Origin of the sequence: Subsaximicrobium wynnwilliamsii, from assembly GCF_007997225.1 — a bacterium.
Taxonomy (GTDB): Bacteria; Bacteroidota; Bacteroidia; order Flavobacteriales; family Flavobacteriaceae; genus Psychroserpens; species Psychroserpens wynnwilliamsii.
Genome location: NZ_VORM01000004.1, coordinates 1 through 16,843 on the forward strand (window position 1 = coordinate 1; position 16,843 = coordinate 16,843).

13 protein-coding genes are annotated in these 16,843 nt (G+C 42.2%); 5 read left to right on the forward strand and 8 right to left on the reverse strand.

Annotation, left to right across the window (positions count from 1 at the left end; translation table 11 throughout):
- Together ESY88_RS04345 and ESY88_RS04350 are read right to left on the reverse strand one after the other, a co-directional pair.
- Positions 1-3,975, reverse strand: a 3,975-nt coding sequence (locus ESY88_RS04345; RefSeq protein ID WP_147085427.1) for a PKD domain-containing protein, incomplete at its 3' end; no start/stop codon positions are given.
- Positions 3,976-3,987: 12 nt separating this feature from the next.
- Positions 3,988-4,467 (reverse strand): hypothetical protein, encoded by a 480-nt coding sequence (locus ESY88_RS04350; RefSeq protein ID WP_147085428.1) that lies wholly within the window; start codon positions 4,465-4,467, stop codon positions 3,988-3,990.
- A gap of 255 nt (positions 4,468-4,722) precedes the next feature.
- On the opposite strand from ESY88_RS04350, the gene folE reads away from it, so the two are divergent.
- The 5 genes from folE to ESY88_RS04375 all read left to right on the forward strand — a co-directional run bounded on the left by folE (position 4,723) and on the right by ESY88_RS04375 (position 9,576).
- Positions 4,723-5,400 (forward strand): GTP cyclohydrolase I FolE, encoded by a 678-nt coding sequence (gene folE, locus ESY88_RS04355; RefSeq protein ID WP_147085429.1) that lies wholly within the window; start codon positions 4,723-4,725, stop codon positions 5,398-5,400.
- Between the two features lie 100 nt (positions 5,401-5,500).
- Positions 5,501-6,982: a cysteine--tRNA ligase gene (cysS, locus tag ESY88_RS04360; RefSeq protein ID WP_147085430.1), complete on the forward strand. Its 1,482-nt coding sequence runs from the start codon at positions 5,501-5,503 to the stop codon at positions 6,980-6,982.
- Between the two features lie 383 nt (positions 6,983-7,365).
- Positions 7,366-7,602, forward strand: a complete 237-nt coding sequence (yidD, locus tag ESY88_RS04365) for a membrane protein insertion efficiency factor YidD (RefSeq protein WP_147085431.1) — start codon at positions 7,366-7,368, stop codon at positions 7,600-7,602.
- 644 nt (positions 7,603-8,246) lie between these two features.
- Positions 8,247-9,089, forward strand: coding sequence for a prolipoprotein diacylglyceryl transferase (lgt, locus tag ESY88_RS04370; protein WP_147085432.1), 843 nt, complete (start codon positions 8,247-8,249; stop codon positions 9,087-9,089).
- The gene (locus tag ESY88_RS04375; protein ID WP_147085433.1) at positions 9,067-9,576 is read left to right on the forward strand and encodes a DUF192 domain-containing protein; all 510 of its coding nucleotides are present in this window, start codon (positions 9,067-9,069) and stop codon (positions 9,574-9,576) included. Before lgt ends, ESY88_RS04375 begins: the two co-directional genes overlap by 23 nt.
- 234 nt (positions 9,577-9,810) lie before the next feature.
- Here the strand turns inward: ESY88_RS04375 and ESY88_RS21325 are convergent, their stop codons facing one another.
- From ESY88_RS21325 to ESY88_RS04400, 6 genes are all read right to left on the reverse strand, one after another.
- Positions 9,811-10,248: a CPBP family intramembrane glutamic endopeptidase gene (locus ESY88_RS21325; protein WP_223270716.1), complete on the reverse strand. Its 438-nt coding sequence runs from the start codon at positions 10,246-10,248 to the stop codon at positions 9,811-9,813.
- Positions 10,245-10,544, reverse strand: a complete 300-nt coding sequence (locus ESY88_RS21330; RefSeq protein WP_223270717.1) for a hypothetical protein — start codon at positions 10,542-10,544, stop codon at positions 10,245-10,247. The genes ESY88_RS21325 and ESY88_RS21330 overlap by 4 nt, the downstream gene beginning before the upstream one ends.
- 309 nt (positions 10,545-10,853) lie before the next feature.
- Complete coding sequence (gene secDF, locus ESY88_RS04385; RefSeq protein ID WP_147085434.1) at positions 10,854-13,832, reverse strand: protein translocase subunit SecDF; 2,979 nt, start codon at positions 13,830-13,832, stop codon at positions 10,854-10,856.
- Positions 13,833-14,025: 193 nt separating this feature from the next.
- The gene (locus tag ESY88_RS04390; RefSeq protein WP_147085435.1) at positions 14,026-14,652 is read right to left on the reverse strand and encodes a hypothetical protein; all 627 of its coding nucleotides are present in this window, start codon (positions 14,650-14,652) and stop codon (positions 14,026-14,028) included.
- Between the two features lie 525 nt (positions 14,653-15,177).
- The gene (locus ESY88_RS04395; protein WP_147085436.1) at positions 15,178-15,510 is read right to left on the reverse strand and encodes a hypothetical protein; all 333 of its coding nucleotides are present in this window, start codon (positions 15,508-15,510) and stop codon (positions 15,178-15,180) included.
- Positions 15,511-16,164: 654 nt separating this feature from the next.
- On the reverse strand, positions 16,165-16,821 hold the full coding sequence (locus ESY88_RS04400) for a hypothetical protein (RefSeq protein WP_189702518.1): 657 nt from the start codon (positions 16,819-16,821) through the stop codon (positions 16,165-16,167).
- Positions 16,822-16,843: the final 22 nt, after the last annotated feature.

Here is a 16,843-nt window from a genome sequence, read left to right on the forward strand (position 1 = left end):
CTCGCTGTCCCTGACGCTGAGGTCGAAGACGGTCACTCCATCGGCAACCCCGTCGTCACAGAGCTGCAGCGGCGCTGGCAGCACCGCCACCGGTGGCAGGTCCACGCGGATCTCGAAGCTGCCGGTGTCGGCGCAGCCGTTGCTCTCGCCCTCGAGCCTCACGAAGATGGTCTGCGGGTTGCCGGTGTTGGTGTAGTTGCCCACATTGGAGATCGCATCGTTGCCGCTCAGGGCGTCCGCAGCGCTCAGGTGGTAGGTCAGGATCAGGTCGAGATCGGCCGCCAAGGTGGGCTGTGACCCCGTGATCTCGGCCTCCTTGGTGCCCAGGTCGAACTGTGAGACCCCGTCGGCATCGCTGTCGCACAACACGTAGTCGCTGATCTCGGCGGGCACCGCTGGCGTGGGGTTCACGATGAGGACCAGCTCCACGAGCGTCGCGCAGCCGGTGGCCACGGTGGCGCTCTCAACCCGCGCGTGCAGCACCTGGGTGCCGGCCACGATGTTGCTGTAGGGGCTGCCCACTGCGTTGACGCCGTTCTGGGCATCGGCAAAAGTCTCGTGGTAGCTGACCTCAAGGCCGGCAACACCGCCGGTGATCTCGGCGTCGCGCAAGGTGAGGTCGAAGACCCCGAAGCCGTCGCTGTCGGGATCGCAGTACTCAAGAGGGGCAGGGTCGTTCGCGACCGGAGCCTGCTGCACCGTGAGCACCAGGCTCGTGGTCGCATGGCAACTTGTGGTGTTGTCCTCTACCCTGACGAAGACGACCTGGCCGTTGGCTTCGTTTGTGTAGGGGACCGGTAATGCGTCTGTATCGCTGTCGGCATCGGCTTGGTCCTTATGGTAACTTACCGTGTAGCCGGGATTGTTGCCCGTGACCTCGCTGTTCTTCATGCTCAGGTCGATCGAGGTCAGCCCGTCTGGCACGCCGTCGTCGCAGACTTCCAAGGGGGTGGGATCAAAAATGATGGGCTGAGAAAAAACAGTGAAACTTTGGGTCGTTGTTGTAGGGCAAGCACCATTAGTAGTATATGATATCGTATATTCAGTAGCATACGCGCCACCTGTTACAGTACCTGAACTAGTATTTATGATCGTTCCATCTGTGGGAACTGGATTTAAACTGAATGTGCCTCCAACTAAGCCTGTAATAGTCGTGGTGGCGCCATCACAGGTTGGTGCAATGGTAAAGCTAGAATCGTCTTGCGGCAATATGGTCACAGATACGGTTGTTGTTTCCGGACAGTTCCCGGAGCTGCTGTAATTTACGGCATATGTTTCGCCCGAAACTGGATTTGTAATTTCGCCTGTTACTGCATCCAAAACTGCCCCATCAGATGGGGAATTGGAGTCAAAGGCAAAGCTTCCGCCCAAATCACCTGTAATGGTCGCAATTGCGTTATCACAACTAGGCGTGTAGGTGAACGAAGCGTCTTCCGCAGAAAATACCGTTATGCTTTGTTGTGCTGTTTGAACACATGGCCCTGCTGTGGTATATTCAACCGTATAGGTAGCATCTGGCACTGCGTTTGAAACGGTTCCCGTGCTCGCATCAATGGTTGCGGCATCGGTTGGTACCGGATTAAAAGTAAAGGTACCACCTGTATCGCCCGAAATTGTGGCAGTAGCACCATCACAGTTTGGCTGTAAGGAAAACGCAGGATCATCGGCAGGGACAATACTAACAGTCTCTGTACTTGAAGAGGCACAAACTCCAGATGTTGCATATTGCACGGTGTAAACCGTACCAAAAGTTCCACCAGTGATTGTACCTGTTGCAGCATCAATCATAGCTCCATCTGCTGGGAGCGGATTAAAAGTGAACACACCACCCGAATTGCCATCAATAGTGGCTATTGCACCATCACAGGTTGCGGTTAAGGTAAAGGAGGTGTTGTCTAAGTCTGTAATGGTCACATTTTGTGTAGAACTACTTGGACACAGACCTGCAATAGAATATTCTACCGTATAAGAGGCGCCTGAAGTTGTATTTGTGATTTCCCCGGTTATGGCATCAATGTTGGCGCCGTCGGTTGCTGCGGGATTAAAAGTAAAAGTACCACCGGTATTCCCCAAAATTGTTGCGAGGGCACCGTTACAATTAGGCGATAGGCTAAACGCTGTATCTGGAACGCCATTAAAGCTAACCTCCACCTCGCTCAATAAAGCACAACTTTGATCTGTAACTTGCACGGAATAAACGCCAGAGTTGGGAGATGCTACCGTTAAAGTCGGACTTTCTTCACCCGTAATAAATATGCCATCTAAAAACCAAATATATTGCGCGGTGGGCGATGCAATATCTGCATCTAAAATAACATCTGGATCACCTTCACACAACTGTTGATCTGGGCCCAATTCAACATCAAACGGTGTGTCTTTGCTAACAACGACATCATCTGTAACTATTACTTCATCGCCATTACAATTGATGTAAGTTACTTGAGCCGTATAAGTGGCTTGGGTGGCTGGACAAACTTCAAAAGTAGGAGTAGTAGCAATCACGGTACCAGATTCATCTAACCAAGCGAAATCAGTAATGCTTTGACCAGATGGAGTAAAGCGCCAAGCTTCATCTGTCGTTGACCATTGTCCTGTATTGCGGTTTGGAGGCACAAAGGCAATTGTTCCTGCATCGTTTTGAATACCTACTACCGCATTGCCATTATTCCAACTTGCACAAAATGGCTTATCCTTAATATAAATGTCAATCACATTGGTGGTCTCATAAAATACAGCCATATGTGTCGCAACTAAATTTGTACAACTATAAAGAGGTACATTGTAAAAAGATACTGCTAAAACCCTATTGGGGGCTGTCCCAATGATTTCCCAACCAATTTCTTCACTACTACCGACTGCCGGATTGATATCGTGACATGGTGTAAAAATATTCGCTTCTGATAAAGTAGTGTTTGAATTATTTGGCAATGTTTGAGTAAACCCATACTCATTCGAATTATCAGAAGGGTCCACATCAAAACTAATGACCCCATTAGAACCAACTTGGAATTGCGTTCTAATATTATTAAAAAAACAAAAATCGAAGGGCAAATTATCAACGCTGGACCAAGCATCATCAATGTTCGGATTCAATGGATTGGATAAACCTTGAAAAGGAAACGGCGGCACGAAAGGAATTTGGGACACCGTATATGTGTTCGTTTCTCCAATTTCAAGAAATTCCGCAGAAATTTCAGCACAGTCATCGGCACAATCGATTACGACGTCATCTCCTGCATTCACATAAGGATTCCCAGGTCCCGAGGCTCCAATCTGTGCTGTCAAGTCAATGGCGTTGGTACTAGAGCAGCCCGCGGGATTTGTATCTGTGATTGTCAAAGTAATATCATAAACTCCTGCCGTAGCATATTGATGTGTAGCGGTAGCACCAGATCCGGTGTTTCCATCACCAAAATCCCAAAGATAAGTAGCTCCAGATCCGTTAACCGAAAATGCACCACTTCCATTGAAAGTAATGACTTCATCAACATCAGCAACTACAATATTGTTGACATCGAAGCCAGGATTGGTACTATCCAAATTGGCCACGATATCTTGACATGGCGTTAAACAAGCGATATCTGCCGCCCATCCTATGGTAACTCCAGTAGCATTAGAAACAAACTCAATAGTTAAACAGCCAGAAGGGCTAGAGGCTTCGACAATCAATGGCGAGTTTATACCAGAATACGAACCTAAGGATGGCGCTGTATTATCAGCCCCATCATAAATAGTCATTACATCCACTAATTGGGTGTTAAAGGTTGTAAAACTCAGTTCTATCACATCGCCGGCATTATTTGGACAGATTGTGAGAGCAAAGTTTTCGTTACTAGTATAATTACCAAACTCACCACCAGAATCAAAAAATCGATCTTGACATTGGTTGAAAGTACCGTCTTGCATGGAGATATCCTGCCCATGAGCGCATAAAATCGAAAGCAACACTAAAAATAGAAGTATCTGTTTTTTCATAAGAGTTATCACTTATTGAGGATTTTGTGACTTGATTACAACCAAATACGAAGAGTTATCGAATAGATACATTTTAGTTTTTTGACGAGAATCAAAAGCGAATTGATATTTGAGTGGGTTAAAATTGGTTTTATCCAGAATCACATCTCGCGTTAATGACTTATTATAAAAATCAAAAAGTGGCACGCTAGAAAGTTTCGCGAAACTCGAAAGATCTTTGTTAGGAGCGTGCATGAATTCAACCCTATTTCTGAGAATGTTTTTTACATCCTTAAGTCGCTGTGGCCGATTCAAAATATCAGATTCTGAATTATCGCCATACACTTCTCGAATAAAACCTAGTTCCTTTTGAGTTAAGGGAGATGCCACATTTGCGTCAAAAAAAATTTGTTGAAGCGGTTTAACCTGATTATCAGTTTGCGAATAAGAATGCGTCGACGTTCCAAAAACAAACAACAAAAACACCATTGAGGGGAGTAATTTAAGTAGCATATTAACACTTTTTTAGTAGAACTGAAAAATAATGAATTTATGGCGAAACCACAGCAAACCAGCTGTTAAATTGGATGATCGGTTTAAGTATCCGATATATTGTCTTCAATTATTGTAATTAGAGGCAGTAGCCTTGTTTTGATTTTTTTTAATTGCTTATCTTTGCAGTCGCTTAAACCTAAGCTTTATCGCAATTATTCACTGGTGTTTATTTCCTAATCACGTGATATTGATTAAGAGCCTATAACAGATTTTATGAGTATAGAAAAAAACATAGAGGAGTTAGATCTCCTTGGAAACGATCACATTGGCACATCGGCAGATACGCCACTTCGAGAGAATGCTTTCGAACTTTCAGATTCAGAAAAAATTAAGATCATTAGAAAAGATGTGCATCACATTCTGGAAACTTTGGGGCTGGACCTCAATGACGACAGCCTAAAAGGCACGCCAAATCGTGTAGCAAAGATGTTTGTGAACGAGATTTTTTCTGGACTGCACCCCAACAACAAACCCAGTGCCTCCACCTTTGACAACAAGTATAAATATGGTGAAATGCTGGTTGAAAAAAACATCAACCTCTACTCCACTTGCGAGCATCATTTGTTGCCCATTGTTGGCAAAGCCCATATCGCCTATATCTCAAGCGGCAAAGTGGTAGGACTCTCTAAAATGAACCGCATTGTTGATTATTTCGCAAAACGACCACAGGTTCAAGAACGTTTGACCATTCAAATCGTAAAGGAGCTTCAGCAAGTTCTAAAAACCGAAGATGTGGCCTGCGTGATCGATGCAAAACATCTTTGCGTCAATTCCCGAGGTATTCGTGATGTGGATAGCAGCACCGTGACTTCAGAATTTGGAGGCCAATTCAAAAACAAGGATACCAAGCGCGAATTTTTGGACTATATCAAATTAGACACCGCTTTTTAAGTTGTCCTTCTTCCGAAGCATTAAAAAAAACAGTAGTTTTAAGTATTGAAACAACTTTCAAGGGTGATCCTATGGTTAGCCTTTTTTAATTCTAATAGTTATGTCATTGCATAAGGAACAGCAGATCAAGATTTACAACACGCTCTCTGGCAAAAAAGAGACCTTTACGCCAATTGAGCCAGGTCATATTGGCATGTATGTGTGTGGCCCTACGGTTTACAGCAATGTGCATTTGGGCAATGTGCGCACCTTTATGTCCTTTGATATGGTGTTTCGGTATTTTAAGCATTTGGGCTATAAAGTACGTTATGTACGCAATATTACCGATGCCGGTCATTTAGAGAACGATGCTGATGCCGGCGAGGATAAAATCACAAAAAAAGCGCGACTCGAGTCTATAGAACCCATGGAAGTGGTGCAGCGTTATACCGTTGACTTTCACAACACACTCAACACCTTTAATTTTCTGCCACCAAGTATAGAGCCAACAGCGACTGGCCACATCATTGAACAAATTGAACTGGTCAAAAAGATCATCGCCAATGGTTTTGGCTATGAAGTCAATGGATCGGTCTATTTTGACGTCCACAAATTCAATGAAAGCTACACATACGGCATTTTGAGCAAACGCAAGCTTGAAGACTTGATTCATAATACGCGTGCTTTGGACGGACAAAGCGACAAGAAGAATCCTCAGGATTTCGCCCTTTGGAAAAAAGCCGAACCACAACACATCATGCGTTGGCCTTCCCCTTGGAGCGACGGTTTCCCCGGTTGGCATCTTGAATGCACCACCATGAGCACCAAATATCTGGGCGAGCATTTTGACATTCATGGCGGCGGCATGGATTTGAAATTCCCACACCACGAATGTGAGATCGCGCAAAATGAAGCAGCGGTTGGCAGATCACCAGTCAATTTTTGGATGCATGCCAATATGTTGGAACTCAACGGGCAACGCATGTCTAAAACCACTGGAAATATCATCAATCCTGCGGAATTACTTTCAGGTAAAAACGATATCATGTCTAAAGCTTACAGCCCGAGCGTGATTCGATTTTTTATTGCCCAATCGTCCTACCGAAGCATTTTGGATTTAACCAATGACGGACTTCTATCCAGCGAAAAAGGATTTCTGCGCTTGATGGATGCGATCAATGCGCTAGATGAGCTCAAGGCTGGCACGGCCTCTACGTTTGACATTGCTGAATGGCAACAACGCTGTTATGATGCGATGAATGACGATTTCAATTCCCCAATTTTGATTGCCAATTTATTTGAAGCGGTTAAATACATCAATCAACTCAAGGAGGGCACTGCAACTTTAACTGCGGAAGATCTAGAACTTCTAAAAAGCAGTATGCATAGTTTTTGCTTCGATATCCTTGGTTTGGAAAACGTAGGCATTACAGATTCAAGCTCCGAAAAACTGGCTGGCGCCGTAGAACTTTTAATTGAACTGCGCCAACAAGCACGTGCCAACAAGGATTTTGCTTTGTCTGATAAAATTCGTGATCAATTGGCCGAAAAAGGAATTCAGTTGAATGATAGCAAGGAAGGCACGACCTTTGATGTGAAGTAGCAGCCTATCCTAAATCCTTTCCAAAAGAAAGGACTTGCCAAGATTGGAAAAAAATAAACTTAGCGCTTATTGATACACCACATCAATGTTTACGAAGTTAACGTAGGTTTATATGCAGTGAAAAGCTTGTTTATTCGCGGAATAGATGCTATGCTATAGTGTTTATAATTTTAGAGCGCAGAAATTTGTGTAAATTCGTTCAATTCATGGCAAAACGCTATAGGCTAAACTAATCTGAACGCATAGTTTGAAACCCATTAGACGGATCATAAATTTAAAACATTGTTGTGAAATAGTTCTAATAAACATCTCGTACTAACTCCATAACAAACCACTCAACAACGAACAACTCCACAAAAAACAACTTTACACCTTCACGATACTTGAAAAAACTCCTGACCTATCCCTTTCTGTTCTTGATCAAAGTGTATCAAAGTTTGATCTCGCCCTTTTTCCCTGCAAGCTGTCGGTTTCAACCCACATGCTCACAGTATGCCAAGGAGGCCTTGCTTATTCATGGGATTTGGAAAGGTGGCAAATTGGCTGTGATAAGGATTTTTAGTTGTCATCCTTGGGGAGGTTCTGGATATGACCCCGTTCCTAAAAAGGATGACAACTAAAAATTTCCAGCCGCGCCTGCTCGCCCGTTCGCTAAAAATGTACCCCGTACATTTTCTTGACGCTACGTCGCCTTGGGGAGGTTCTGGATATGACCCCGTTCCTAAAAAGGATGACAACTAAAAATTTCCAGCCGCGCCTGCTCGCCCGTTCGCTAAAAATGTACCCCGTACATTTTCTTTACGCTACGTCGCCTTGGGGAGGTTCTGGATATGACCCTGTTCCTGGTAAGGATGATGCGGAAAATTCCAAAACCTAAATTTCAATGCTTCAAAATCTAAACTAGAAGCTGGAAGCTGGAAGCTAGAGGCTAGAGACTAGAGACTAGAGACTAGAAGTTCTAAATTAAACGAAATGGTATTGCTGCATTGGAAAGAAAGTTTTTTGATTTAGTTCTGCCAACCCCGCAGTTGGGGACTAAAAAACCTACAGGTCCATTTCAATAAGATTCTAAAAACCAAAGCTTTGATCTATCAATTCACGGAAGCATTCTGGAAACTATAAAAATTTTGAACATGCCCATTTTCCGAAGCTAGAACTTCTAATCTTAAGATCTGAATTGAAGTCTGTAAAATCCCTAAAACTCTGCTAAGCGTAATCGCTTTTTCAGCATAAATACTATCTTTACGGCACCAAATTAAATTTTATGTTCGCTTTAGAAATAGTATGGGATCCTTCCAAAGGTCTCGATCTTGGATTTTTCATGCTACATTATTACAGTGTGATGTGGATCGTGGCATTTTTGCTGGGTCTCAACATCATGAAACGCATCTATAAACACGAAGGTCAATCGGAAAAATCCTTGGATTCCCTCTTTATCTATTCGGTGGTGGGCATAATGTTAGGGGCACGATTGGGGCATGTGATCTTTTATCAGCCTGAGTTGTTTACAGAGGATTTCTTCAGCATTTTCTTGCCCGTTAAGTTCAAGGGCGGCTTTGAGTTTACAGGATTTCAAGGTCTTGCGAGCCACGGTGCCGCCATCGCCATGATTATCTCCATGTATCTTTACAATAAAAAAGTACTGCACAAAACGGTACTCTGGATTTTGGATCGCGTGGTCATTCCCGTAGCATCGGGAGCGGTGTTTGTGCGTTTAGGTAATTTCATCAATTCAGAAATCATTGGGAAGCCAACGGGCAGCGATTTTGGTGTGGTGTTTAAGCAATTGGGCGAGACTTTTCCCAGGCATCCAGCACAATTGTATGAAGCATTCAGTTATGTATTTGTGTTTTTAGCCTTGATGTATTTTTATTGGAAAACCAAAAAGAGCGAACAGGAAGGTTTTCTGTTCGGCTTGTTTTTAGTGCTGCTTTGGACCGTAAGATTCTTCGTGGAGTTCATGAAAGAACCTCAAGGCGATGAGTATTTTATTCTCATGGGCTTTAATACCGGCCAATTGTTGAGTATTCCATTTATCTTGATCGGACTTTATTTTATGTTCGTTTATAAATCTAAACGCAGTGATGTTGAAAAAACACGTTCTTAAAATTGCATTGTTTTGTGGCTTCGGAATAATTTTTCTTCCATTCAACGGGTGTAAGGAGGAATCGAAAGCTTCAGCCATAAAACCCATTGAAGTCAAATTTCAAAAGGAAGGCGAACTTCAGCTAAAAAAGGCAAAGACCGATTCTTTGCTGGTCTCGTTGGACATAGAAATAGCCGATGATGATTATCAAACCCAAACAGGATTGATGTATCGCCACAGCATGGCTGCCAATCGCGGGATGCTCTTTATTTTTCCAGAAAGCGAGATGCGTTCCTTTTATATGAAAAACACTCAATTTGCACTTGATATCATTTATATAGATGAGAAAAAAACTATAGTAAGTATCCAAAAAAACGCAAAGGCTATGGATGAAGGTTCGCTACCCTCTGAAGCCCCTGCAAAATATGTTTTAGAGGTCAATGCAGGCTTGAGTGATGCTTGGGGCTTGGAACTGGGCGATTTAGCTGTATTTGATCTTAATGATTAAAGCTTGCTGAATTTTGAAGTACCCGAGATCAAAGCATATATAGCAAAAAGTCTGCGGATATGGGCCTAAGCAACTGAAACCGAATGGGGCTAATATTTCCCGCAGATTTATGCAGATAAAAATAGACGCTCGTTTTTTGCAATAAATAGCAAAATGAAAGCTTAGATTTATCGTTTTAACTCCGCCATCTAGAGCGTATTTCTTGAACATAGACCATCTTCAATTCAGATTCAATTAAATTAGCCTGATAAAGCAATTCATAAGATTAACAAGATTATGACCCACAGTTGGCCATAACAAATTCCCTGAAAATTTTCTTAAAATCCCCAGACTCAGCGAGGTCACGAGTGTAAGATATACGATCGTGACGAGGTCGATTTTAAAATCCATCGTTTCTGTTAAAACAACGCCATGAATCATTGCGAATAACACGGTAACAATAACAAAGCCCCAACCAAAGGCGATGCCCTTGATTTTTTTCTTCGGAATAAAAGCCTTGCTCAAAATCCATAAGAGGATGCCGCGATACACAATTTCTTCAGACAGGCCGGGCATGCTCGCTTGGAACCAAAACTGTTCCAGATCAAAATCGCCACCTTTTGGGAAGAGTAGCATCTTGACGCCAAAATCGAAGATTAAGATTCCGAGGAAAATTAAAACACCCAGTTTCAAAGTTCTTTTATTGAATTTGTTGTAAAACCAATGTCTTCACGAATGGATTTGGAAAGGCAAAACACAAAGAGCAATGCCAATGCCAAGCTCAGCAGGGTTCCGCTCCAATTGAGATTGAGGTTCAAAAATTCTAAATTGATTATTTCAAAGCCTAAAATGCGCAGGTAAGCATCTGCCAAGAAATAGGCTGCAAAAAGCAACAGGTATTTGAGATTGGTTTCCTTAGTGGTAAGTTGTGCTATTAATAAAAGAGGTGTGATGATTGCCAGCCAAATCAATGGCGTCCATAAAGACATAAACATAGGTTTTTCGAGATTCTTGCTGTAGTTTCGACGAGTGCCATTAGCGTTTGTTACGGATTTAGGCGTTTTGGAACGAATTTGAGTTCTAGAAATTTTTATTCAGAAATAGTGTTGCCCGGAAACGAATCAAGAAAGCTGTGCTTTTAGAAACAATGCTTCCGAAACCCCACCCCTAACCCCTTATTGGTTTTGATTTAATTTTTTCACAGACCCGAAGAACTAACTCAAGATTAGCATTACGGTATCCCACAAAAAAAAACCATTTCCGAAGAAATGGTTTTAAATATAAAATGAATTATAATTTTAAGCATTGTCTGCCTCTCCTTCCGGAGCTTTACCCTTATCTTTTAAAGTGTCATACATTAAAGGTGTTGCTATAAACACCGAGGAATAGGTACCTATGATGACCCCTACGATCAATGCGAACAATAGATCTTTCAAGGATTGCGCGCCAAATAGGAACATCGCGAACAATACCACCAATGTGGTTAACGAGGTATTCAAGGTTCTACTCAATGTGCTATTTATAGCAGTATTAATGTTGAAACCTCCCTTGAATCCTTCCTTTTCGGCCAGTTCTTCACGAATTCTATCAAATACAACCACGGTATCATTAAGCGAATAACCAATTACGGTTAAGACCGCTGCAATAAAGGCTTGGTCAATTTCCATACTAAATGGCATGAATTTATATAAAAGCGAGAACACACCCAAAAGAATGATCACATCATGGAATACCGCTGCAACAGCACCCAATGAGAATTGCCATCTTTTAAATCGCAATAGAATGTAAAGGAACACCACCAAAAGCGATCCCAATACTGCCCAGAATGATTCGGTCTTGATATCATCGGCAATGGTAGGACTCACTTTACTGGATAACACTTTCCCTAAACCATCTTTACCTGCAGCAAAATCGGGGTAGCTCATGCCTTGAAGATGACTTTCCAAGCCACCGTATAACATCCTTTGAATTTCCTCATCAATGTCAACAGAGTTTTCATCAACCTTATATTTGGTCGAGATCTTCAATTGATGGTCGCCACCAATGGTCTTGACCTCAACACTTTTAAAAAGCACAGTAAGGTCTTTATCAACATCTCCAGCGTTTACAGCTTCTGGAAAGCGTACTTGGTAGGTTCTACCTCCAACAAAATCGATACCTTGATCCAGTTTATTAGTAAACAAAGAGATCAAACTCACAACAATCATAATCCCTGAAACCACATAAGCAATTTTACGTTTCCCAATGAAGTTTATGCTGTTGTTTTTGAATAGATTTTTAGTGATAGACGTAGAGAAATCCAAGGTCTTGTTCTTGTTCGCATACCAATCTACCAACAATCGCGTGATAAAGATCGCTGTAAATAAAGAGGTCACAATACCAATCAATAAGGTCGTTGCAAAACCTTTAATAGGTCCTGTACCAAATATAAATAAGATCAATGCTGTTAAACCTGTGGTAATGTTAGCATCAAGAATAGAAGACAAAGCGTTTGAGAAACCGTCTTTGATCGCTTGTTTTTGAGCTTTGCCTTTGTTAAGCTCTTCCCTGATACGTTCAAAAATAAGCACGTTTGCATCTACAGACATACCGATGGTCAAAACGATACCTGCCAAACCTGGAAGTGTCAATACGGCACCCAAGCCAGATAGTACACCAAAGATCAAAATAATGTTGAAGATCAAGGCAATATCTGCGGCAAGACCTGCTTTACCGTAATATAGAATCATCCATATCAATACCAATGACAATGCCAATAGAAAGGATTTCGTACCACTTTCAATGGCTTCCTTACCTAAAGAGGGACCAACTTGATCTGCTTGAATGATCTCTGCTCTTGCCGGTAATTTACCAGCTCTTAAGACATTCGCTAAATCGGTTGCCTCCAAAACTGTAAAGTTTCCTGAAATTTCAGTGTTGCCACCAGAAATCGCTCCGTTGGAAGCCGTTGGCGCAGAATAGACAATATCATCCAAAACAATCGCAATCTGACTGCCTTGCGCAGAGGCACGACCAGTCATTTCCTCCCAAATCTTAGAACCCTTGGCATTCATTTGCATGGATACTGTTGGTCTGTTGGTTTGGCTATAAGATTGGCGCGCATCGGTTACAACGCCTCCGCTCAAATCTGGTTCATTATCTCTGTTTCCTTTGAGTGCATATAAATCAACATACTCCACATTGGTTTCTGGATCTAAGCTTGGCAAACCAAATGCGAATTTGGTGTATCTCAATTCTGCCGGAAGATTTGCTCTAACCGCATCCATTGCTAAATAGGACTTCATGGTTTCCTTATCCTCCAACTTGAGCGCTAACATGCCTCCACTTCGCGGTGGACCAACGATCTCAAAGAATGGATTAGCACCGGTAGTCGAAATAGAATCGGTTGAAGTTTCGCCCAATAGGTCATCAATCTTGCTGTCCTGATTTGTTGCAGTCGAATCTTGTTCTGTAACAGTTTCAGTGGTTTCAGTTCCCAACTGCGTTTTAAGCGTTTCATTGGTTGCACCAAAGAAATCGCTCAATACCTGTGGTGTTTCCACATCCCAAAATTGAAGTTGAGCAGTGGTTGTGATCAATTCCGTGGCACGCTTGATGTCTTTAACACCAGGTAATTCCACCAATACGCGTCCAGAATTACCCAGACGTTGAATGTTTGGCGAAGTCACACCAAATTGGTCAATCCGTTTTCTCAGTACCTCGAAAGCAGAAATAATAGATTCGTCAACTTTTTCCTCTAATTTAGATTTTACATCATCGTCGCTCATGGAGATATCGATAACATCATCCATATTTCTGTTGGCAAAAATATCTGGAGACGCTAATTTTTTATCACCTTTCACGCGTTCCCAAGCTGTGAAAAAAGACTCTAAATAAGGTTCTTGTGCGTCTTTTTGAATTTCAACGGCATCTGTTAATGCCTTATTGAAAGCAGGGTCCTTAGAGTTATTGGATAATCCTTGAAGAATATCCCTAACCGAAATCTGTAGGATCACATTAAGCCCTCCTTTAAGGTCTAGCCCCAAATTCATGGCTTTCTCTTTAACTTCATTGCCTGTAAACGTGGCAATGCCAATATCGTAAACTTCGCGATTGGCAATTGAATCCATGTAATGAACCTCAGCATCATTGATTTGCTCTGGGTCATCGTACTTATTTACTGCGTAAGTTTTCGCGTCTTCATCCAATTGATTGGATTTAAAAGTAAAAGCTAATTGGTAGATACTTACTAAACCAAATAGCAGTGCAAAAAGCTTTACTAGTCCTTTGTTTTGCATTGTAATGTTTTTTATTAGTCAGATTTTTTTTAACGGGCAAATATAGAATTTACCAGTAGACCTGACAATTATTTTTATAGTTTGGATTTTGAAATGTAGAAGACTTATTTGAAGATCATTAAGTCTTATTTTGAGGGTTTATAGCATTTATTTGAGGTTTCCCTAAATAGTTTTAGCTACAAACAGCTACTCATTAAGCTGAAGGTCCCGCTCGCACCTCTGGTATTTTTTGGAACAAATCATCAAATGCAATGGCATTCACAAGCTTTGTTTGAAGCCTGTTGTCTTTAATTGGAAGCTGAAGGTCTTGAATTTGAACCTGTACGGCAACAAAGTCATTTGGGTTAAAAAACCGATCTTTATCACTTCGGGATTCCAAGGCTAATTTTCCGTTTATACTGGCATCCATCTCATTGGCCTGATGCAATTCAAACACTTTCAGCTCATAATACGTAGTATCGTTATCTTCGGAAGGAAATCCATTGCCACGACTGGTTTTTTCAGAAGGAAATGCGTAGCCATTTTTGGCATGTTGCTCTTTGGAAAGCAAACATTTTATCGCGGAAACATCCAGCTGACTAAAATAGGAGATCTTTAAAAGACCAGCTTCTGGCTTGGAAACGTTGATCTTTAAAACGCCAAGGGCATGCAGTTGTTTTTTGACATTCGCAATGGCATGTTCAGTAAGGGATGCATCAACCTCATCATTGGAAAATTGCAAGACAATTTCCTGATTTGGGACTATTGTTCTCTGTTGTTTGGAAATCCCCAAAACACAAAGTACAAGAATCAAAGTACTAATGTACCATTTTGAATTCATGCGCCAAATATATAAAAAAAAAATTGATAAAGGTATTAGATTTGAGTCCGTTTGCTTCGCCAATACTCAATACAAATCGCCTCTCGAATATCGAATATATCGCCACTTAGGGCAGCAAATAACTTGTATTCAAACTGATCCTCAAACTGATTTGCGCGAATCCCTTAATTTTTATCTGTGGGCATCTGCCAGATCTGCGTCATCTGTGTTCCAAAAATAGAACGCTGATGACGCGGATCAAACTGTTTTGCGCGGATTTCTGAATTTTTATCTGTGAGCATCTGCCAGATCTGCGTCATCTGTGTTCCAAAAATAGAACGCTGATGACGCGGATTAAACTGATTTACGCGAATCCCTTAATTTTTATCTGTGGGCATCTGCAAGATCTGCGTCATCGGTGTTCCAAAAATAGAACGCTGATGACGCGGATTAAACTGATTTACGCGAATCCCTTAATTTTTATCTGTGGGCATCTGCAAGATCTGCGTCATCGGTGTTCCAAAAATAGAACGCTGATGACGCGGATCAAACTGATTTACGCGGATCCCCTGAATTTTTAGCTGTGAGCATCTGCAAGATCTGCGTCATCTGTGTTCCAATCATAGAACGCTGATGACGCGGATCAAACTGATTTGCGCGGATCCCTGAATTTTTAGCTGTGAACATCTGCAAGATCTGCGTCGTTTGTGTTCCAAAAATAGAACGCTGATGACGCGGATTAAACTTATTTGCGTGGATTCCTGTATTTTTATCTGCGAACATCTGCAAGATCTGCGTCATCTGTGTTCCAAAAACAGAACGCTGATGACGCGGATCAAACTGATTTACGATGATTCCTGAGTTTTTATCTGTGAACATCTGCAAGATCTGCGTCATCTGTGTTCCAAAAACAGAACGCTGATGACGCGGATGAAACTGATTTGCGCGGATCCCCTGAATTTTTATCTGTGAACATCTGCAAGATCTGCGTAATCTGTGTTCCAAAAATAGAACGCTGATGACGCGGATCAAACTGATTTACGCGGATCGCTGAATTTTTTATCTGCAAGCATCTGCAAGATCTGCGTCATCGGTGCTCCAACCATAGAACGCTGATGACGCGGATCAAACTGATTCGCGCGGATCCCCTGAATTTTTATCTGTGAGCAACTGCCAGATCTCCGTCATCTTTGTTCCAACTATAGAACGCTGATGACGCGGATTAAACTGATTTGCGCGGATCGCTGAATTTTTTATCTGTGGGCATCTGCCAGATCTGCGTCATCTGTGTTCCAACCATAGAACGCTGATGACGCGGATGAAACTGATTTACGCGGATCCCTTAATTTTTATCTGTGAACTGCTGCAAGATCTGCGTCATCTGTGTTCCAAAAATAGAACGCTGATGACGCGGATCAAACTGATTTGCGCGGATTTCTGAATTTTATCTGTGAACTGCTGCAAGATCTGCATCATCTGTGTTCCAAAAATAGAACGCTGATGACGCGGATGAAACTGATTTACGCGGATCCCTTAATTTTTATCTGTGGGCATCTGCAAGATCTGCGTCATCTGTGTTCCAACTATAGAACGCTGATGACGCGGATTATACTGATTTGCGCGGATCCCTGAGTTTTTATCTGTGATCATCTGCCAGATCTGCGTCATCTGTGTTCCAAAAATAGAACGCTGATGACGCGGATGAAACTGATTTGCGCGGATCCCTGAGTTTTTATCTGTGAACATCTGCAAGATCTGCGTTATCTGTGTTCCAAAAATAGAACGCTGATGACGCGGATTATACTGATTTGCGCGGATTTCTGAATTTTTATCTGTGGACATCTGCAAGATCTGTGTCATCTGTGTTCCAAACATAGACCGCTGATGACGCGGATTATACTGATTTGCGCGGATCCCTGAGTTTTTATCTGTGAACATCTGCAAGATCTGCGTTATCTGTGTTCCAAAAATAGAACGCTGATGACGCGGATTAAACTGATTTGCGCGAATCCCTGAGTTTTTATCTGTGGGCATCTGCAAGATCTGTGTCATCGGTGTTCCAAAAATAGAACGCTGATGACGCGGATGAAACTGATTTACGCGGATTTCTGAATTTTTATCTGTGATCTGAAACAAAAAAGCCAGCTCAAATGAGATGGCTTTTCTGTAATATGGAATGAACGAATCCAAGAACCCATTAAAAAATAGAAAT

Coding starts and splice junctions, on each gene's coding strand:
- ESY88_RS04350 (WP_147085428.1), bottom strand. CDS start 4,467: ATGCTACTTAAATTACTCCCCTCAATGGTGTTTTTGTTGTTTGTTTTT.
- folE (WP_147085429.1), top strand. CDS start 4,723: ATGAGTATAGAAAAAAACATAGAGGAGTTAGATCTCCTTGGAAACGAT.
- cysS (WP_147085430.1), top strand. CDS start 5,501: ATGTCATTGCATAAGGAACAGCAGATCAAGATTTACAACACGCTCTCT.
- lgt (WP_147085432.1), top strand. CDS start 8,247: ATGTTCGCTTTAGAAATAGTATGGGATCCTTCCAAAGGTCTCGATCTT.
- ESY88_RS04375 (WP_147085433.1), top strand. CDS start 9,067: ATGTTGAAAAAACACGTTCTTAAAATTGCATTGTTTTGTGGCTTCGGA.
- ESY88_RS21330 (WP_223270717.1), bottom strand. CDS start 10,544: ATGTCTTTATGGACGCCATTGATTTGGCTGGCAATCATCACACCTCTT.
- secDF (WP_147085434.1), bottom strand. CDS start 13,832: ATGCAAAACAAAGGACTAGTAAAGCTTTTTGCACTGCTATTTGGTTTA.
- ESY88_RS04390 (WP_147085435.1), bottom strand. CDS start 14,652: ATGAATTCAAAATGGTACATTAGTACTTTGATTCTTGTACTTTGTGTT.
- ESY88_RS04395 (WP_147085436.1), bottom strand. CDS start 15,510: ATGTTCACAGATAAAAACTCAGGAATCATCGTAAATCAGTTTGATCCG.